Genomic DNA, 19948 nt, shown 5'->3' on the forward strand with positions numbered 1-19948 from the left:
GGGGGGGGGGGGCCCGCGGGGGGGCGGGCCCCCCCCCCGCCGGGGGGCGGCCCCCCCCCCCCCCCGGCCGGGTCACGGGGTGTAGGTCACGCCCGGGTAGTCGGCCTGCGCCTGGACGAACTGCGCCTGCCAGTCGGTGGGCCAACCGCCGAACGCGGTGGTGGCCAGAGGTTTGAGGTTCACGCCGGCCGCGCCGCTCCAGAAGTGCACGAACTCCCCCCAGTTGAGGTCCCGCGCGTAGACCCCGTCGAACTGGTGAAAATGCTGGGAGAGCAACTGGAAGAACTTGTTGAGCACGACCTTGCCACCGTAGTTCTGGTAGATCGGGTAGAACCAGTCCCGGAACCAGTAGGTGTTGGCGACCGGGAAATTGTCGGAGGTGAGCAGCTTGGCGTTCTTCCAGCGGGTGGCGTCGGTGGTCCGCCCGGTGCCGACGTAGCAGTCGTACTGGAATATCTCGGCCCACTTGCTGTCACCCCAGATGCCGTACGCGGGTGAGCCGTTCACGCCGAACGCGGTGAACTCGACTGTGTGGTTCATCTCGTGGGAGACGACGTCCTCGTTGAGGTCGGTGTTTCCCCAGCCGCCGCCGCTCATGTCGTTGACGTCGCGGAATGCCGTGTTGGGGTCGAACTGGCTCAGCGCGAACCCGCCCGATCCCGCGTCGTCGTGCAGCACCTCGTACAGCCGCTGGCCGCTGAGGTTGCCGTAGTTGGCCTGGACGTACTCCCAGATCTGTTTGGCGTAGTCCTTCACCCAGGTCAGGTCGGTCGAGGCCAGACCCGGATCGCGGTAGATGGCCACGTTGGCGTCGTAGTAGTAGCGGGTGAGCGTCTCGTTGGGGGCGTGCCAGGTCTCGGTCCAGGTGGTGGCCGGGGTGGCGCTGAGGGTGGTGGTGTCGGCGGTGGCGTAGCTGGAGTTGCCGGCCACCCCCTCGGCCCGCAGCCGGTAGTAGTAGTGGGTGCCCGCCGGCAGTTTCAGGTTGTGGTACTTGGTGGTGCTGGCCGGCAGCACGTACGCGGTGCTCCAGGTGGTGCCGTTGGTCGAGCGTTCCAGCCGGTAGGCCGTCTCCCACCGGGTGTTGTCGGTCCAGGTGAGCTGGATCTGGTCGGTGGCGGCGGTGGCGACCAGTCCGGTCGGCGCGGCCGGCGCCGGGGTGGTGGCGGTGGTGGTCCCGTAGATCTGCCACTCGCCGATCTGCATGTTGACCGACCCGTTGGTGGCGGTGACCCGCAGCCGGTAGTACCGGTAGGCGTTGGTGTTGCCGAACGAGTAGGTGTTGCGGTGGAAGCCGGTGATGAACGTCTGGTTGCTCTGGGTGTCCAGCGGCGTCCAGCTGCTGCCGGTGGTGGAGGCCTCGAAGACCCAGCTGCGTGGGTTACGGTCGGGCCAGTCGTTGGCGGAGGTGACGGCGTAGCTGGTCACCACGGCGGCCGTGGTCGCTTCGAACTGGATCCAGCCGGCGCCGCTGTAGGTGAAGTACTTGCGGTAGGGCGTGTTGTCGACGATCTTGTCGATGCCCTCGAGGCCGGTGGTCCCCCACTGGTCGGTGATGGTGCCGGGGGTGTCGGTGATGTCCACCGCGGCGGCGAGGTGGACACCGGCGAGGTGGCTCGGGGTCCCCGCGAGGAGCAGGACGATCGCGGCCACCGCGGCGAGCAGGGGCAGTGCCGTGCCCGGGGGGCGGCGGCGGATCGGGTCAGCGCGCATGGAGTGGGTTCCTCTCGGCGTGGTCGGTCCTGACCGGTGCGTGCCGGGAGTCGATGCCACCTCCCGGTGACCCCCACGCACGCGACACCACGACCCGCCCGGCGTTTCTCGGGATCGGTCGTGGAATAGGTGGCGGGGAATTGCTCCGGAATGCCTTCGCCAGAAGCTTGACGAATCGGCCGCGCGACACCGGAATAGCATTCGATGTGGATACCGCGACCGCTCCCCGTTGACCGCCTGCGCACCGAATACTAGTTGCGGCATAGCAAGTGGTCAATGAGATTTCCTTCTCATCGATAAGCGGGAAATGCATTTACATAGATATCCCACCCGTGGGAGGCAACCCGGGACGGCAGCCGGGGCCGGGGCACCCCCCGGCGACCCGGCCACCAGCCGGTCCGGGCGCGCGGCGGGCCTGGCCGGCCGTCGTTCACCCCTGCCCCGCGTGCCGTGCAGCGGCCGTTCATCCTCCTCTCGGAGGCTTCGTCACCGACACGGTCGACATCCGGATCACGTGGAGGGCTCCGCAGTGCAGCACAGGGATTCCGAGGACGCCACAGGCGGTCAGCTGTCACGCCGCCAACTGGTGAAATACGCGGGCGTCGGCGCGACGCTCGCCGCCGCCGGCCCGTTCGTGGGGGTCGAGGCGGCCCACGCCGACCCGGACCGGCAGGATCAGGCGCAGGCCGACCCGGGCCGGCCCGACAACCGGGTCTGGCGGGCCGGCGACCACCACATCCACTCCGAGTACAGCGGGGACTTCGACACCTCGACGAACCCGCCGACGTTCCGCAAGGGCGCCGACGCGGTCTACCCGATCGTCACCAACGCGATCATGGCGAAGAACTTCGGGCTGACCTGGGCGATGTGCACCGACCACGGCGGGCCGACGCACTCCAAGGTGAACCTGGAGCAGGCGTACCCCGATCTGCTGCGGTCGCGTCGCCTGGTGCCCGAGGTGTTGCAGTTCTGGGGGATGGAGTTCGACGCCCCGGCGATGGACCACCACACCCTGATGATCCCGCGGCACGCCGACGAGGCGAAGCAGCTCTTCGAGCTGGAGAGCCGGTTCGCCAAGCGGGACCCGTTCCCGGCCGACCCGGGCCGGGACACCGAGGCCAAGATGGTGGAGTTCCTCAAGGTGGCGCGGAACATGCCGCACAAGCCACTGGTGATCGCCCACCACACCTCCCGTTCGGCGACCGGGCTCGGGGTCTACGGCCAGGACCTGCCGCACGAGTTCCGCAACGGCAACGACGCGGCCCCGGACGTGTACGTCGGCTTCGAGGGTGCCCCGGGCCACCAGGCGGGCCCGCTCAACGGCAGCGCGCGCGGCGGCTACGGCAACCACCCCACCTACGGCGGCTACGACCAGGCGACCGCCCGGGTCGGTGGGCTGTGGGACGCGCTGCTCGGGGAGGGGCGGCACTGGTGGATCACCGCGACCTCCGACTCGCACGTGCACTGGACCCGGGGCGGCACCGACTTCTGGCCGGGTGAGTACAGCAAGACCTACGTGCTGGCCCGGCAGGAGTACCACGACATCATGGACGGCCTGCGGCACGGGCGGATCTTCGTCACCACCGGCGACCTGATCAACCGGCTCGACGTCACCGCCAGCAGCCAGGGGCACTCGGCCGGGGCGGGCGAGACCATCACCGTCAGCCGGCGCAACCGTACCGACGTGGACGTCGTGATCCGGTTCCGGCCGCCGGCCGGGACGAACGGCAACGGGGACCGCCCGCAGGTCCGGCGGGTGGACCTGATCGTCGGGCAGGTCACCGGACCGAGCGTCGACCGAGACGCCGACACCAACCCGACCACCGCCGTGGTGGCCCGGTTCGGCCCGCGCGACTGGCAGCAGCAGGGCGCGCAGTACGTCATCCGGCACACCCTGCGCGACGTCGGGACCGACAGCTACCTGCGGGTACGCGGCACCAGCACCGACGAGGCCGAGCCGCTCGCCGACGGGCTGGAGAGCCCGTGGAGCGACCTGTGGTTCTACTCCAACCCGGTGTTCGTCCGGGTGCGCTGACCGCCCGGTCCCGGCCCGCCGACGGCGGGCCGGGACCGCCCACACCCGGTCGACGACGGTGAATATGATCCGGCGTACGGCGCGGATCTTCCCGGGCGGACGAGAGTCCAGGGTGGACGCCGAGTCGCCATCAAACGTCCGTATTCGAGCGGGTGTGGGGCAATTGGCGAATCGCGTACCGGCCCCCGGTTGTGAATCTTGACCACCCGAAAGCGCAGGTCATACGCTCCGGGCACCCTTGGTTCATTTCCCGGGAAGGGAAACGAAACGCCTCATGCGAACGCCGATAATCCGCTCCGCATCGCTTTCCCGCCAGCGGTTGGCCAGCGCCGCCGCCATCGTCCTGCTGGCCGGCATCACCCCCCTGGTGGTCGGCCCGCCCGCCGCGGCGGCACCCCCGACGACCTGCAGTACCGATCCCACCGACCGGCTGGCCTCGGTGCCCAGCCCGGAGAGCTTCCTCGGCTTCCCGCTCGGCACCGGCCAGGAACGGGTGGTCACCAACGAGGAGGTGCGGGGTTACCTCACCGCCGTGGACACCGCGTCGAAGCGGGTCGTCACCGGCGTGATGGGCACCAGTGTGCTCGGCCAGCCGCTGCCGTACGCGATCGTGTCCAACGAGCGCAACGTGCGGCCGGCCGTGCTCAAGGGCATCGCCGAGGACGTCCGCTCGCTGCGCGACCCCCGGGTGCTCGGCCAGCAGCAGGCCGGTGAGATCGCCGAGGCGGCGCCGGCCATCGTCTGGGTGACGGCCAACGTGCACGGCGGCGAGAAGAGCGGCACCGACGCCGCCCTCAAGACCCTGTACGAGCTGGCCGCCGGCCTGTCCTGCGAGGTCCAGCAGCGCAACGACAACCTGGTCACCATCATCGTGCCGACGCAGAACCCGGACGGCCGCGACGCCAGCCGCCGGCAGAACGAGTACGGCTTCGACATGAACCGGGACTGGTTCGCCCGCACCCAGCAGGAAACCGACGGCAAGCTCGAACTGATGCGCAAGTATCCGCCGCAGGTCTTCATCGACGCGCACGAGATGGGCGGCCGGCAGTACTTCTTCCCGCCCAACGCCGACCCGATCCACCACGAGATCTCCGGCGAGGCGGTCGACTGGATCAACCGGATCGGCGAGGCCAACAAGGCCGGCTTCGGCTACAACGGCGCATGTGACGCCACGGTGACCACGGAGTGCTATTTCAACTACTCCACCTACGACCTGTTCTTCATGGGGTACGGCGACACGGTGCCGGCCGCCGGCTTCGGGGCCGCCGGGATGACCTTCGAGAAGGGCAGCTCGTCGGCGGTGGCCGACCGGGTGCAGCAGCAGTTCCACACCCAGTGGTCGACGCTGGGTTGGGCGGCGGCACACAAGGTCGAGGTGCTCACCGGCTGGTTCAAGATCTGGAAGGACGCCCTCGCCCAGGGCCGGGCCGGCACGTTGGAGCCCAACGAGGTGGTCCAGCCGACCAACACCGTGCAGTTCCCGGTGCCGGCGCAGACCGTCCGGTCGTACTTCCTGCTGCCCGACCGGCAGCTCGCCGACGCCCGCCAGCTCGTCGAGCGGCTGCGCCGGATGGACGTCGAGGTCTACCAGGTGAAGAAGGCCGTCAAGCTGCCCACCGCGAAGCTCTTCGGTGGCCGTTCGGCGACCAACCTGACCGTGCCGGTCGGGTCGTACTGGATCCCGATGAACCAGCCGCAGAAGCACTGGATCCAGGCGATCATGGGTGAGGACCCGTACACGCCGTTCCCGTACTTCTATGACGTGTCGTCGTGGAGCAACCCGCTGCTGATGGGTCTCAACGCCGTCTACACCGGCGCGGACGTCAAGCCCAACGCGGAGCTGATCGACAAGATCCAGAACACCGGTGGCGGCAAGATCCTCGCCGCGCCGCCGTTGAAGGGCTCCTACACCTACGCGCTGGACTCCGCCGCCGCGGCCGAGTTCACCTTCACCCTGCTGGGTCAGGACGTGCAGCTCGTCCGGGACCTCGACAGCGGCGAGGTGGGGATGCCGGCCGGCGCGTTGACGCCGGAACTGAACACCACGGCCAAGAAGCTGGGCGTCACGCTCACCCCGTACACCACGGCGGCCGTCGGCACCCCGATCAGCCGGCCGGACGTCGGCCTGTTCCAGGGCACCGGCATCTCCACCACCTCCGGCTCGCACGGCGAGGCCCGGTACGTGCTGGGCAAGCGGTGGGGCCTCGACCTCACCCCGGTCACCACCGCCGACATCAACGACAACACCCCCGCCTTCACCGGCCGCACGGTGCTGCTGGTGCCGGACGGCAGCAACGCGACAGGTGGGCTGACCGCGACCGGGCAGGCCAACCTGCGCGCCTGGATCGCCCAGGGCCACACCTACCTGGGCCTGCGCAACGAGGGCACCCGGATGGCCCGCGCCGCCGGTCTCACCTCCACCACCGAGAAGCCGAAGCCGACCGGCTACACGGTGATCGGCTCGCACCTGCGGGTCGACGTGGACCCGGACAGCCCGGTCGGGCTGGGCCGGCCGGCGGAGGACTTCGAGTTCAACAACAACGACCCGATCCTCACCCCGAGCAGCACCGGCCGCAACGTGCTGCGTTACCCCAGCGGGGACACCTTCTGGGCCAACGGCTACACCGTGCAGGGTGACGCGCTCAAGGGCACCGTGGCGGTGGTGGACGAGCCGACCGGCGCCGGTCGGGCGGTGCTGTTCGCGTTCAACCCGCTGTTCCGGGCGTACAACGAGAGTGGCCTGCACCTGGTGGCCAACGCGCTGCTCTACCCGGGTGGCGGCCCGGCGGCCCGGACCGCGTCGCCGGTCCCGGTCGACCCGGCCCGCGCCGCCGCGGCGGCGGCACCGGTGGCGGAGAACCTGGGCGGACAGTGGCGGCCGTTCACCCTCCAGGTGGCCGCCGGTGACCTGGCCCGCGCCGAGGCGGTCGTGCAGCGGTACACCGACACCGCGCGGGTCACCGTGGCGGGCGGCTCGGCGTACCTGGTGATCCCCAACCCGGCGGGTCTGCAGGTCGACGAGCACCCGTTCCTGGGTGACCTGGTGCGGACCCTGCGGGCCGAACAGGTCCCGCTGCGTTCCGTGGTGGGTTAGCACCCGTCAGGGTGGTGGCGACGCCGCACGGCGTCGCCACCACCCGCCCGGGCATCCCGGACGATCCGGCCCGGTGGCGAGCCGGCCACCCGCCCCGGGGCACTCCGCGGGATGCCCGGGCCGGTCACTCGCCCCCGGGCACCCCGCGCGGAGCCGGTGACCCGACATCGGCTAGGAACGGTGCATGCCCCGCTACCTGCTGTTTCCCGGCCGACATCACCTGCTGACCCGGTTCCAGGCCGACTATCTGCACCGGCTCGCCACCGGTGGTCACCACTACGCTGCCGCCGGCGACCACGCCGGTGCCGACGCCGGGCCGACCGGCACCGCCGGCCGGGTCACCGACGACGAGGCCACCGTGGTCTGGGCGGTCACCTCGGCCAACCACGAGAACACCCGCCGCAACCCGGTCCCCTACCACCGGCGGGAGGCGGCGATCGAGCGGTTCAGCGTGCTGGCCGGACTGCGGTCGGTGGTGGTGCCGGTCTTCGACACCGCCGAGACCGACCGGTTCGCCGAGGTGACCCTGAAGAACGTCGCGGCGACCGCCGGCCTGGAGCTGACCCCGGCGAACACCGTCGTCGCCTGCTCGACCCCGCAGGTCGCCGCCATGTACGCCCGGCTGGGGTTCCCGATCGCCGGGGTCGAGGCCGACGTCGACCCGACCCCCGCCCGGCCCTGGGACGTGCTGCTGGGGCTGGCCGCCGACGACCCGTCGTGGCGGGAGCTGGCCCACCCGGCGACCCTCGACGTCTACGCCCGCTACCGGCTCGACGACCTGGTCCGCTCGGTGGTCAACGATCCGGTGGTCGGGGACGAGGGCGGGTTGACCGCCACCCGCGACTACCGCACGTACGCCGAGGCGTTCGCCGACGCGGCGCAGCGTAAGTGGGCGGCGGTGCGCGAGCACGTACGGCCCGGCCGGATCGTCGACGTCGGCTGCGGCGCGGGCGCGGTGCTGGAGCTGGCCGACCGGGAGCCGACGCTGCGCGAGAGCGACCTGATCGGGGTCGAGGTGGCCCGGCACCTCTACGAGGAGTGCGTGCACAAGAAGGCGCAGGGCTTCTTCGCCAACCCGAACGTGTTCTTCTACCGCCGCAACGTGCTCGGCGGGGCGGTGTTCGCACCCCGCTCGGTCGACACCACGATGACCTTCGCGCTGACCCACGAGATCTGGTCGTACGGCGATCAGATGGCGTCGCTGCGCCGGTTCGTGCAGGCCATCTACGACCACACGGTGCCCGGCGGGGTGTGGATCAACAGTGACGTGTGCGGACCGGACGGCCGGGATCGGACGGTACGGCTGCGGCTGTCGACGACCGACGGGGCGAACCCGGCCCGGCCCCACCCCGACCTCGCGGCGCTGCCGGCCGACCAGGTGGCCGAGCGGCTCGCCGGGCTGTCGACGCGGGCCCGGTTGGACCAGTTCGCCGTCGACTACCGGTTCCCGTTCGGGTTCCGCCCGGTCGACGACGGCACCGGGGCGGTGGTCGAGCTGCCGCTCGGCTCGGCGATGGACTTCCTCACCCGCAAGGACTACACCGACAACTGGCTGTCGGAGACGCAGGAGGAGTTCTGCGGGCTGGAGTGGGCCGACTGGAAGGCGCTGCTGGCCGACGTGGGCTTCGAGGTCGACCCCGCCAGCGGCTCGTACCGCAACGACTGGATCGTCACCCACCGGCTCGCGCCGACCGCCGAGCTGTCCGCGCTGGACGGCAGCCCGCTGGACTGGCCGGTGACGCACGTGCTGCTGGTCGCCCGCCGGCCGGTCAACACCTGATCCGGCGGGAGACGGAAGGCCGGGGGCGGGGGGGAATCCCCCCCCGCCCCCGGCACCGCCGTCAGGAGCCGGTCAGGACAGGAACTTGTCCAGGGCGGCCTCGATGGTGCCGCTGTCCGGGGCCGCGTACGCCTTCATCGTCGTCTTGTTGTACGAGATGAAGCTCGGGCACCGGGTGGCCGGGGCGTTGACGACCCCGCCGTCGCCGATCTTCTCGGCCGTCTTCGCGGCGAAGAAGGTCAGCTGGTAGCGCGAGGAGATGTAGGAGACGCTGACGTTCTTGCCGTCGCTCGCCTTGTAGTCGCACTTCTTGGGCGCGCCCTCGCTGCCCGGGACCATCGACATGCAGCCGACCACCGACACGGTGGTGAAGTCGGCCGACTTGGCGTAGTACCGCTTGTCGGAGCCGACCAGCTTCGACGACCAGAACGTCGGCCGCTCCGGGTTGTTGGAGAAGACGTACGCCTTGGCGGTGGTCGGGCCGCTGTAGGTGGCGGCGTTGAGGATCGGGCTGCCGTCGCAGACCGACGACAGGTCGCTGGAGTAGCGCGCAGTCACCGCGTTGTTGTTGTTGTTCGGCTGTTCCGGCGACGACTCGGACGGCTGCGCGGTCGGCGGGGTGTCCGTGCCGCTGCCGGTCCCGGGCCCGGGAGCGGTGGTCGCGACCGGGTCCGGCGTCGGGTCGGCCTCGTCGTCACCGACCAGGGCGAGCCCGATCCCGGCGCCGCAGAGCGCGAGGATGAGGACCACCGCGCCGACGATGAGGCCGATGACCAGGCCCCGGTTCGACTTCTGCGGCGGCACGGGAACACCGAACTGCGGGGCCTGCCCGTACTGCGGGGCCTGGCCGTACTGCGGGGCCTGGCCCGGCTGGCCGTACGCCGGGTAACCGGCGGGCGGGGCCGGCGGCCCGCTCCACGGGGTGACGTTCGGATCCGGCTGTTCTCCGTACGGAGGGTGACTGTTGCTCATCTGAAGCCCTTATCGCTGTCGACGGTACCCAGGCACTGGATCATCGGTCAGGGTAGTGAGCGGCACAAACCGAGGCGCTCGTTGTCGGGTGGCAATCAACCCCGGTCGACCACGCGGGGTGAGACGAGGTAACGGTGTGTGTCCGGTGGTGTTTCGTCGGCGGGAACGCCGCCACCGAAACGGGAGCGCTGGGCGCCGAATGTAGGGCACGGAAAAGGGATTCGGCCCGGAACGTGCCTTCCGTGCCAGCCACTGCGAGAAGGGTTCACAATGTGACGTAGATCATTGCTCGCCATCTCGGTGATCGGCACCCGCCGGCCGCCCGGCCGACCGTTCGCCACGGCTCACCACCTCGGTGGCGGTCCGGACCACGGCCCGGTCGAGCAGCCGGCCGGCCGCGTCGGTGGCCACCCCTGAACCCTCCCGACCGGCCCGTTCCCACGCGTCGAGCACCGCTCTGGCGGCGGCCACCTCTGCCACCGTCGGGGTGAACGCCGCATTGATCGTCGCGAGCTGACCCGGGTGGATGGCGGTGCGGGCCCGGAACCCCTGCCGCAGCAGGATGCCGGTGGTGCGTTCCAGCAGCTGTGGATCACGCAGCGCCGTCTCCACCGGGCCGACCGGCGCGACGATCCCCACCGCCGCAGAGGCCACCACCACCTGCGACCGGATCGGCGCGAACTCGGCCCGGTCCGGCCCCGGTTGCAGACCCAGCTCCCCGGCCAGGTCCGCCTCGCCGAGCCCCAGCCGCAGCACCCGTGGCGCAGCCGCGACCTGCGCGACGGTCAGCACGCCACGGGCGCTCTCGACCAGGGCTACCACACCGAAGGTCCGCTCGGCGAGGCCGAGCCGACGTTCCGCCACGCCGAGCACCCGGTCCACCTCGCGCAGCAGCTCCGGCTCCGCCTTCGGCACCCACACGCCGGCCGCCGCCGCCGACAGCACCGCCACGTCCGCCTCGACCTGGTCGCTGTTGATCCGGACCCACCGCTGCCCGGTGTCGGGCACGTCGGCGAGGGCGTCGGCCACCGTGCGGCGGGCGTGTTCCTTGCGGGCCGGGGTGACCGCGTCCTCCAGGTCGAGCACGAGGGCGTCCGCCCCCCGGCCGGAGGCCTTGGCGATGAGGTCCGCCCGGTCACCCGGGACGTACAGGTAGCTGCGCGCGACGGGCCGCACCACGCCCCCTACCGCGCGGTCCGGGCCACGTAGCGGCCCTGCGGGTCGCCGGTGACCTTGCCGTCGACCAGGACGTGCGCGCCCCGGACGAACGTGTCGGTGACCCGGGCGGTAAGGTCGAACCCCTCGAACGGGGTGTACTCCTGGGTGGACTCGGAATCCTCCGCGCGGACCGTCCAGGCGCTGTCCGGATCGACCAGGCACAGGTCGGCGTCGTACCCCTCGGCGATCGCGCCCTTGCCGGCCAGGCCGAACCGCCGGGCCGGGTTCCACGAGGTCAGCGCCGCCACCCGGGACAGCGGCAGGCCACGCCGACGGCCCTCGGTCACGAGCCCCGGCAACAGGTACTCGGCCCCGCCGAAGCCCGACTTGGCCAGGAAGATGTCGTCGCGGGGCTGACCGAACTTGACCTCGTCCTTGCAGCAGGCGTGGTCGCTGACCACCCAGTCGACCCGACCGTCGAGCAGGTGCGCCCAGAGCGCCTCCACGTCCTCGCGGGGCCGCAGCGGCGGGTTCACCTTGCCACCGAGGCCGTGCGCGGTGGTGATGTCGGCCAGCAGGTGCCCGATGGTGACCTCCCGCCGGAAGTCGATGTGCGGGAACGCCTCGGCCATCCGCAGCGCGGCGTCGAGCGCCTTGGCCGAAGACAGGTGCAGCAGGTTGACGTTGGGCAGCCCGGTCTCGTGGGCCAGGTACGAGGCGATCGACACCGCCAGTCCCTCGGAGTGCGGCGGCCGGGAGGCGTGGTAAGCCTCCAGCCCGGTCAGCCGGCCCTCCTGCTCCACCTGCCGGGTGTAGGCGCTCATGATCTCGGCGGTCTCGCAGTGCAGCGACAGCGAGATCTGCGCCGCCAGGTCGGGGAAGCGTTCCCGGGCGGCCTGCACGCCGCGCATCACGAACTCGAAGTGGGCGTAGTCGTACCGCTCATCGTCGGGGATCATCAGGAAGGAGTTCTGATCGGCCGAACGACCGTGCAGGCCGTGCCCGCCGTAGAACATGAAAATCTTGAAGGAGGTCACCCCGAACCGCTCGACCAACTCCGGGATCTCCCCGATGTGCTCACGCATCATCGGGGCGAGATGGAAGCCGTAGTCGATGTGCGACCGGCCCTCGCAGGCGGCCAGCACCTCCGGGAAGAAGTCGGCATACCGGCCACCCCGGTTGAGGTAGTACTGCCCGGTGCGCATGTACGTCAGCGCCGTGGTGACGCCGCCCTGGGCCGACGCCCGGCTCTCCGAGGCGGTGTCCTCCCCCAGCGGGTTGTAGATGCCCCAGTGCTGGTGGGCGTCGACGACACCGGGGAAGGCCAGCCGGCCCTGCCCGTCGAGCACGGTGGCGGCCTCCCGCGCCTCGATCCCCGGGGCGACCCGGCTGATCCGGCCGTCGGTGATCGCCACGTCCACCGGTTCGGCGTCGGGCCGGTCGTGCCGGACCACCCGGACGTCGCGCAGCAGCAGGTCGTAGGTGCTCATGCTTTCACTCCTCGGGGTGTGTCGTGGGTGGCCACCGCGGTGGCCGCTGCCGGTCCGGCCGCCGCGAGCCGCCCGGTCAGTCGCCGGACGTCCGGGGCCCGGTCCAACCGGCCGATCTCCTGTTCGACCGACGCGGCGACCTCCTCGGGCAGCCGGCCGGCGACGTTGTGCCGGAACTTCACCGCCAGCTCCGCGCGGGACAGGGGGCGTTGCGGTCCGCCCCGGTTGGTCAGCACCTCCTCGGTCCACTCCCGCCCGTCGCGGGTGACCACCCGCAGGACGGCCGGGAACTGGTACGGGAAGATCCGGTCGCAGCGTGCGTCGGGCACCACCTCCACCCGGTCCATCACCGCCCGACGGGACTCCTCGACCGCGAGGGCGTCGGTGAAGTCGTCCGGGCCGACACCCAGCACGCCACCGCCGTGCAGCCCCGCCGCCACCGCGTACGGGCCGCTGAACTGCGCCTCGTAGCCGGTGGCGGGGCGGCGCTTACGGTCGATGGGCTGACCGATCGTGCGGATCACCGGGGTGGGCACCCCGAGGGTCACCTGCGCCACGTCCTGCGGGGTCACCCCCCGCGCCCGCAGGGCCAGGGCGGCGTCGATGGCCGCGTGGGTGAAGTGGTTCGCCGGGTACGGCTTGAAGAAGATGTCCGGCACCGCCCAGTCGACGCCCAACCCACGGACAATCTCCGCCGGGTCGTACTCGCCGCGCAGGAACGCCTCGAAGAAGCCGAAGCGCCCCTCCAGCACCGTCGGTGGGCCGGTGATGCCGTGCCGGGCCAGGCTGGCGGCGGTGACCGCCGAGTGGGCCGCCCACCCGCAGTGGATCCGCTTGACCGTGCCGCCGGTGCGGTTGGCCTCGATCAGGCCGGCGGCCATCGAGGCGGCCACCCCGAGCGCGTCGAGGGTCCGGTCGCCGTCCAGCCCGAACAGCCGGGCGGCGGCCACCGCGCCACCGAGGGTGCCGCAGATCGAGGTGGCGTGCTGACCATGTTCGAAGAAGACCGAGTTGCCGGCGGACCGGTCGTAACCGGCCATCCCGAGCCGGACGCAGACCTCCAGGCCGACGGCGATCGCGGCGACCGTCTCCGCGCCGGAGGCACCGGTGAGTTCGGCGGCGGCGAGCGCGGCGGGCACCACCGACGCGCTCGGATGCAGCACCGACGGCAGGTGGGTGTCGTCGTAGTCGAGGGAGTGCGCCAGCACCCCGTTGGCGAAGGCGGCCAGCGGGGCGGGCACCGGGGTGGGCAGTCCGATCGCCGTCGCCCGGCCCAGGCCACCCTGCTCCCGGACGTGCTCCAGGGCGGCCCGGCTGGTCGGCAGGTCGACCGCGGCCACGCAGAGGCCGACGACGTCGAGCACCCGGTTGCGGACGCTGTCGACCACCTCGGCGGGGAGGGCGGTGGCGGGGGTCTCGGCGGCGAAGACGGCGAGTTGCCGTCCGAGGGTCGACTCAGGCACGACCGACCACCGCCAGTGGCCGGACCGGGGAGCCGGTGGCGCCGTACAGGGCGAGCGGGGCCATCAGGAAGGTGAACTCGTGGACCCCGTCGCGGGCGATCTCCTCCAGCGCCATCGTCTCGATCAGATAGATGCCGTGCTCGACCAGCAGCACCCGGTGTGCCGGCAGGGCGCTGTGTCCCTGGCCGGGACGCAGGCACTCGAAGGCGATGGTGTCCGCACCGGCGGCGTGCACCCCCGCGGCGGCCAGCCATTGCGCGCCCGCCGTGCTGATGCCCGGCACACCCGACTCCCGGCCGACGTACCGGCCGGGGTCCTCGTCGTCGAAGTGCCGACCCCAGCCGCTGCGGATCAGCACCACGTCGCCCGCCTGCACCGGGGTTCCCTGGCGGCGTACGGCGGCGTCGAGGTCGGCCGGGGTGATCTCGTAGCCGGGCGGGCAGTCCGGCAGGTCGAGCGCGGCGGGGACGTCGAGCAGGACACCCCGGCGCACCATCGGCGCGACCGTGTGCACACCCAGCTCGGTGAACCGCCCACCGGCCTGGGCGGCGGCGGCGTCCGCGCCGCCGTGCAGCCGGCCGTCGTGGGAGACGTGGGCCAGCGCGTCGACGTGGGTGCCGACGTGGGTCCCCATCACCAGCAGGTCGTTGGCGGCGGACCCACCGTCGGCGCGGACCATGTCACCGTGCCGGCGGGGCATGCTGAGCCAGAACGGCGGATGGTTCGGCGACTGCGGCATGCCGATCGAGAGCTGCCGGCCGAGGTCGTAGATCGCTACGCCGGCGCGGACGGCGTCGAGCAGCCGGTCGGCGTGTCGGGCGGTGGTCGTCACGGTTCCTCACGTTTCAGCGGGTTACGGCCACACCGTCAGGCGACGATGTGGCGGGCTCGGAGGTCGGCGAGTTCGGCCGGATCGCAGCCGCACTCGTCGACCAGCAGGGAGTCGGTGTCCGCGCCGAGGGCGCGGCCGGTGAAGCGGACCCGTCCCGGGGTGCCGGACATCCGCCACATCACGTTGTGCATCCGCATCGGCCCGAGGTCGGGATCGTCCACGGTGGTCAGCATCTCGGTGGCTCGAACGTGCGGGTCCTCGACGATGTCCCGGGCGTCGTAGACCGGGGCGACGGCGGCGCCGGCCTCGGTGAACGCCCGGGTGACCTGGGCGCGGGTCCGCGCGGCGATCCACCCGCCGACGTGGGCGTCGAGTTCGTCGGCGTGCCCGGCCCGGCCGGCCCCGGTGCGGAACCACGGTTCGTCGATCACCTCGGGGTGCCCGACCAGCCGCAGCACCCGTTCGGCGATCGCCTGGGCGCTTGTCGACACGGCCACCCACGCGCCGTCACTGGTGCGGTACGTGTTGCGGGGCGCGTTGTTGACCGACCGGTTGCCGTTGCGCTGCTCGACGATCCCGAGCTGGTCGTAGACGGTGGGGCCGGGGCCGACGGCGGTCATGATGGGCTCCAGCAGGCTCATGTCGATCACCTGCCCCGCACCGCCGGTGCGGTCCCGGTGCCACAGCGCCATCATCACCGCCGAGGAGGCGGCGATCCCGCAGATGCTGTCGGCCAGCCCGAACGCCGGCAGTGAGGGTGGGCCGTCGGCGGCGCCGGTGAGGTGGGCGAAGCCGCTCATCGCCTCGGCGAGGGTGCCGAAACCGGCCCGCCCGGCGTACGGGCCGGTCTGCCCGAACCCGGTGATCCGGGCGATCACCAGGCCCGGGTTGACCCGGTGCAGCTCCTGCGGGCCGACCCCCCAGCGTTCCAACGTGCCGGGGCGGAAGTTCTCCACCAGCACGTCCGCGCGGGCGGCCAGCCGCAGCAGCAGGGCGGCACCCTCCGGGGCGGACAGGCTCAGCCCGACGGTGCGCTTGTTGCGGGAGATCTCCTTCCACCACAGCGGATGGCCGTCGCGGGACTTGCCGTGCCCGCGCATGCTGTCACCGGCGGTCGGATGCTCGATCTTGATCACCTCGGCGCCGAAGTCACCGAGGATCTGGCAGCACAGCGGACCGGCCAGGATCGTCGACACGTCCAGCACCCGCAGGCCGGTCAGCGGCCCGTCACCGGGTGGGGCGGCACCGGGCCGGTCGGCGGCGGACCGGGTCGGGTCGGGTCGGTCGTCGGTCGTCGTCATGACGTCCCCTCTCCCCCGCCGGAGCGCGGCATCGGCGGCCGGAAGCCGAGTTCGGCGGAGATCTCACCGGCGGCGGCGGCCACCAGCGCGCCGTGCGCGGCGCAGACCTGCGGGGTGAACCGGTCCTGCGGCCCGCACAGCGAGATGGAGCCGAAGACCTGACCGGTGCCGTACCGGACGGCGGCGGCGACACTGCCGGCCCCGTTCTGCCGCTCGCCCAGGCTCACCGCGTACCCCTGCCGGCGGATCCGGGCGAGTTCGGCCCGCAGCAGGTCCGGGTCGGTGATCGTCGACGGGGTGACCCGGTCCAGTGGCTGCCCGAGGTACTCGTCCAGCTCGACGGCCGGCAGCGCGGCCAGGATCGCCTTCGACGACGACCCCGAGTGCAGCGGGTGGCTGGTGCCGAGGGAGACCGACATGCGCACCTCGTGCGGGGAGAGCACCTGGTCGATGTAGACCCTGATCCAGCCCTGCCGCACCGACAGGGTGGCGGTCTCCCCGGTGCCCCGGACCAGCCGGACCAGGTACCGCCGGGCGATCTCCGGCACGTCCAGCGCCCGCAGCGCCGCCAGGCCCACCGCGAGCGCGCCGGTGCCCAGCCGGTAGCGCTTCGTCTCCTCGTTGAAGCTGAGGAAGTCGTCGGCCACCAGCTCCTTGAGGATGCGGTACGCGACCGCCTTCGGCAGCCCCAGCTCCCGGGCGATGGTCGACACGCCGAGGGTCTCCGGCGCCCGTCCGGCGATGATGTTGATGACGTCGAGCGCCCGCCCGAGACCGGAGCGGACCGGTCTGTCGTCCCGGGCGATGACGGGGGTGGTGGTCATGTCAGTCCTCACTGTCGACGTACGCGGGGTGGGCATGGACCGCCGCTCACGGTGGCGTCACGGGGGTGCCCGGCGGCAATCCTCGCAACTGTCGATGTCGTTCCACCGCCACCACGAGCGCCACCGAGGCGAGCACGACGACGCCGGCGAGCGCCTGCCGGCCGGTCAGCCGCTCGTCGACCACCACCATGCCGAGCAGGACCGCGATCACCGGGTTCACGTAGGCGTACGTGGCGACCAGTTGCAGCGGGGCACGGCGCAGCAGCCAGGTGTAGACGGTGAAACCGACGACGGTGCAGACCAGCATCAGGTACAGCCAGGCCAGCCAGGACCGGGTGGTCACCTCGGCGGGGCGCAGGTCGTGCCACTCGCCGGCGAACAGGCCGGCGACCGCCACGCAGGCGCCGCCGACCAGCATTTGCCACCCGGTGCCGACCAGGTGGTCGGCCGGCACGGCCAGCCGCTGGGTCAGCGTGGAGCCGAGCGCCCACACCACGGTCGACGCCACGATCGTCGCCATACCCGCCAGGTGCAACCCCTGGCCGGGGGCGGCGACCAGCAGCAACGCCAGCCCGGCCAGTCCACCCAGGACCCCGGCCACCGCCGCCGGCCGGGGGCGTTGACCGGAGCCGAGCCGGATCAGCAGCACCCACAGCGGCATGGCGGCGACCAGCAGGGAGGCCAGTCCGGAGGCGACGTACTGCTGACCGACGGCAAGCAGGGCACTGCCCGCGCCGACCATCAGGACTCCCCCGGCGGCGACCCCCGGCCACTGGGCCCGGGGCAGCCGCAGCCGGCCCGGCCCACGCCGGACCGCCACCACCGTGCACACCAGCACCCCGGCGGCCAGGAACCGGCCGGCGGTGGACACCATTGGCGACAGGCTCTCCAGGGTGATCCGGTTGCCGAGGTAGGTGGAGCCCCACAGCAGGTAGACCGCGCCCAGACCGGCAGCCGTGGCGGCGGGCTCACCCGGACGGCCGGGTGCCGCCGGTGGCCGGGCGGCCACGACGGTCGCCCGGTCAGCGCAGGCCATCGGCCCGGACCCCCGTCCGTGGGTCGGCCCACGGGGTGTAGGTGCACCCGGGCCGCCGGCCGGTCACGGGGTCGCCACCTCAACGTCGAGCTGCCCCGCGACCGCGTCGGCGAACGCCTCGGGCTGCTCGTCGGCGACGAAGTCGGTGCCACCGGGGATGGTGACCAGCGGCGCGTGCGGCAGGGCGGCGCGCACCACCGGGGTCATCCGGTCGACCAGGTCGTCGGCCCCGTGCAGCAGCACGGTGGGCACCGCCGCCAGGGCGGCGGTGTCGAGGGTGTGGTCGAAGACCGCCCGGTAGGCGGTGGCGTAGTCCGGCCCGGTCATCAGGTACTCGGCGACCTGCCGGTCCGCCTCGTCGGGCGTGAGCCGGGGATAGAGGCCGTACACCCGGTCCCAGATCACCCGCAGGTGTGACCCGTCGCGGTCCGGCCGGTAACCGGGGGCGTAGCCGGCCTTCTTCTCGGCCCGCTCGGCTGGGGCGTAGAGCGGCAGGCCCTGCAGGATCAGCCGACCGACCCTGTGCGGGGCCCGCAACGCCGCCTCGGCACCGATGGTCGCGCCGGTGTGCTGCCCGAGCAGGTGCACCCGGTCCAGCCCGAGGGAGTCGGCGGTCTGCCACAGCGCGGTGGCGTACTCGGGGATCGACCACGGGTGCGGTGGTGGGTCGGACATCCCGAAGCCGGGGGTGTCCACGGCGACGACGTGCAGGCCGCGCGCGGCCAGCGGGGCGAGCGCCGCATCGTAGGTGGCCGACGACAGCGGCGACTGGTGCACGATCAGCAGGGTCGGCCGGGCGGGCGGGCCGGCCTCGCGGTAGTGGACCTGACCCCAGGGCAGGTCGACGTAGCCCCGACGGGCGGTGCCACGGACCCGGCTCACCGGGTCACCGCCAGGGCGGCCATGACCTCGACGACGTGCTTGATGCCGGCCCGGTAGTCGTCGAGCCGGATGTTCTCGTTCGGCCCGTCCACCCCGGAGTCGGCCCGGGACACGCCGACGCCGACGATGGGCCGACCGGCCAGGGTGCCCTGGTTGCCGATCCACTGGGTGTACGGCTCGATCACCGGTTCGGTCCGGTAGACTCGCCGGGCCGCGTCGGCCACCAGGGCGACGAACGGGTCCCGGTGGTCGGTCATGTTCGGCCGGCTGGTCGCCATCACCTCGACGTCCAGATCCCCGAAACCGGTCGCATCCAGGTGGTCGCAGACCGCGGTCAGCACCCGCTGTGGGTCCTGACCGGGGACCAGCCGGATCTCCACCTTCGCCGTGGCGGTCGACGGGATGCCCAGGGTGACGTCGTCACGCATGTCACCGCCGGAGATCCCGGCCACCGTGAGCGTGGGGACGGTACGGATCGCCACCGCCGCCTGCCGGTCGTCGAGGCCACCGGCGAAGCTGGTGACCCCGGCCCGGCGGCGCAGGTAGTCCCCGTCGAACTCCACCTCGGCGAGCAGTTCCCGCTCCCGGTCGGTCAGCGGGCGGACGTCGTCGGCGAAGCCGGGGACGGTGACCGTGCCGTCGGGGCGTTGCAACCGGGCCAGGGCGGCGGCCAGCCGGGCGGTGGCCGCCGGCAGTAGCGCGGTGTTCTGGCTGGTCAGGTCGCGGGGCAGGGTGCGGGCGGTGAGCCGCAGGTAGAGCACGCCCTTCTCGGCCAGTTTGAGCAGCGGGCGGTCCTGCCCGTCCACCCAGGAGTTCTCCCACAGCGCGCCGTCGCTGGTCAGCCGGTCGGCGTGGGCGTCGACGAACGAGCCGAGGCCCGGGCTGTGCAGCCACTTCTTGCCCTCGAAGATGAACCGGCTGGTGACCGGGGCGGGCAGGCCGGCCAGCCGCCAGGCGGCCACCGCGTGGATGCGGGACATCAGGGCGCCCTTGTCGTCGGCCACCCCCCGGGCGTACAGCCGGCCGTCGTGGATCTCGGCGGCGTACGGCGGGCTGATCCAGTCGGCGTCGTCACCGGCCGGCTCCACCTCGACGTCGTAGTGGGTGAAGTGCAGCAGCGCCCGCTCCCCGTCGCCGGGCATCTCGGCCAGTACGTACGGGTAGGAGTGCTCCCAGTCGACGAGGTCGGCGTGGCCGCCCCAGCGGCGTACCGAGTCGGCGATGAACTCCGCCGTGGCGAGCATCTGGTCCGGTTCCTGTCGACGGCTGCGGATCCGGCAGAGCTGCTGGAGTTCGGCCACGAACTCGTCGAAGTGGGCGTCCACCGCCGCGAGCGCGGCTGCGGTGTCGGGGTGTGCCATGAGGGGTTCC

General features: G+C 72.1%; 14 protein-coding genes. 3 read left to right on the top strand and 11 right to left on the bottom strand.

From position 1 onward, the window contains the following. Window positions 1-72 precede the first annotated feature (72 nt). Window positions 73-1710: a fibronectin type III domain-containing protein gene (locus tag AB0B63_RS11515; protein ID WP_357017143.1), complete on the bottom strand. Its 1638-nt coding sequence runs from the start codon at window positions 1708-1710 to the stop codon at window positions 73-75. 529 nt (window positions 1711-2239) lie between these two features. Here AB0B63_RS11515 and AB0B63_RS11520 point away from each other — a divergent pair. The 3 genes from AB0B63_RS11520 to AB0B63_RS11530 all read left to right on the top strand — a co-directional run bounded on the left by AB0B63_RS11520 (window position 2240) and on the right by AB0B63_RS11530 (window position 8619). Then, window positions 2240-3745: a phosphoesterase gene (locus AB0B63_RS11520; protein ID WP_357017146.1), complete on the top strand. Its 1506-nt coding sequence runs from the start codon at window positions 2240-2242 to the stop codon at window positions 3743-3745. 274 nt (window positions 3746-4019) lie between these two features. Further along, entirely contained in the window at window positions 4020-6839 is a 2820-nt protein-coding gene (locus tag AB0B63_RS11525; protein WP_357017149.1) for a M14 family zinc carboxypeptidase, read from the top strand. A gap of 184 nt (window positions 6840-7023) precedes the next feature. Continuing rightward, the gene (locus AB0B63_RS11530; protein WP_357017152.1) at window positions 7024-8619 is read left to right on the top strand and encodes a class I SAM-dependent methyltransferase; all 1596 of its coding nucleotides are present in this window, start codon (window positions 7024-7026) and stop codon (window positions 8617-8619) included. Window positions 8620-8691: 72 nt separating this feature from the next. Here the strand turns inward: AB0B63_RS11530 and AB0B63_RS11535 are convergent, their stop codons facing one another. The 10 genes from AB0B63_RS11535 to AB0B63_RS11580 all read right to left on the bottom strand — a co-directional run bounded on the left by AB0B63_RS11535 (window position 8692) and on the right by AB0B63_RS11580 (window position 19938). Next, window positions 8692-9591 (bottom strand): hypothetical protein, encoded by a 900-nt coding sequence (locus AB0B63_RS11535; RefSeq protein WP_357017155.1) that lies wholly within the window; start codon window positions 9589-9591, stop codon window positions 8692-8694. A 282-nt stretch (window positions 9592-9873) separates the two neighbouring features. Continuing rightward, complete coding sequence (locus AB0B63_RS11540; protein ID WP_357017158.1) at window positions 9874-10767, bottom strand: CoA ester lyase; 894 nt, start codon at window positions 10765-10767, stop codon at window positions 9874-9876. An 8-nt stretch (window positions 10768-10775) separates the two neighbouring features. After that, window positions 10776-12239: a dihydroorotase family protein gene (locus AB0B63_RS11545; protein ID WP_357017161.1), complete on the bottom strand. Its 1464-nt coding sequence runs from the start codon at window positions 12237-12239 to the stop codon at window positions 10776-10778. Then, window positions 12236-13702, bottom strand: coding sequence for an MmgE/PrpD family protein (locus AB0B63_RS11550; protein WP_357017164.1), 1467 nt, complete (start codon window positions 13700-13702; stop codon window positions 12236-12238). The genes AB0B63_RS11545 and AB0B63_RS11550 overlap by 4 nt, the downstream gene beginning before the upstream one ends. Then, window positions 13695-14534 (bottom strand): cyclase family protein, encoded by an 840-nt coding sequence (locus AB0B63_RS11555; protein ID WP_208566044.1) that lies wholly within the window; start codon window positions 14532-14534, stop codon window positions 13695-13697. Before AB0B63_RS11555 ends, AB0B63_RS11550 begins: the two co-directional genes overlap by 8 nt. Window positions 14535-14569: 35 nt before the next feature. Continuing rightward, the gene (locus tag AB0B63_RS11560) at window positions 14570-15835 is read right to left on the bottom strand and encodes a CoA transferase (RefSeq protein WP_357017168.1); all 1266 of its coding nucleotides are present in this window, start codon (window positions 15833-15835) and stop codon (window positions 14570-14572) included. Beyond that, complete coding sequence (locus tag AB0B63_RS11565) at window positions 15832-16659, bottom strand: IclR family transcriptional regulator (RefSeq protein ID WP_357017171.1); 828 nt, start codon at window positions 16657-16659, stop codon at window positions 15832-15834. The genes AB0B63_RS11560 and AB0B63_RS11565 overlap by 4 nt, the downstream gene beginning before the upstream one ends. A gap of 46 nt (window positions 16660-16705) precedes the next feature. Further along, on the bottom strand, window positions 16706-17695 hold the full coding sequence (locus tag AB0B63_RS11570; RefSeq protein WP_357017174.1) for an EamA family transporter: 990 nt from the start codon (window positions 17693-17695) through the stop codon (window positions 16706-16708). A gap of 63 nt (window positions 17696-17758) precedes the next feature. After that, window positions 17759-18577 carry an alpha/beta fold hydrolase gene (locus tag AB0B63_RS11575; protein WP_357017177.1) on the bottom strand — a complete coding sequence of 273 codons (819 nt, stop codon included), beginning with the start codon at window positions 18575-18577 and terminating at the stop codon, window positions 17759-17761. Further along, window positions 18574-19938 (bottom strand): M20/M25/M40 family metallo-hydrolase, encoded by a 1365-nt coding sequence (locus AB0B63_RS11580; protein WP_357017180.1) that lies wholly within the window; start codon window positions 19936-19938, stop codon window positions 18574-18576. Before AB0B63_RS11580 ends, AB0B63_RS11575 begins: the two co-directional genes overlap by 4 nt. Between the last annotated feature and the right edge of the window lie 10 nt (window positions 19939-19948).

It is taken from the genome of Micromonospora sp. NPDC049081 (assembly GCF_040648835.1).
Classification (GTDB): Bacteria; Actinomycetota; Actinomycetes; order Mycobacteriales; family Micromonosporaceae; genus Micromonospora; species Micromonospora antibiotica.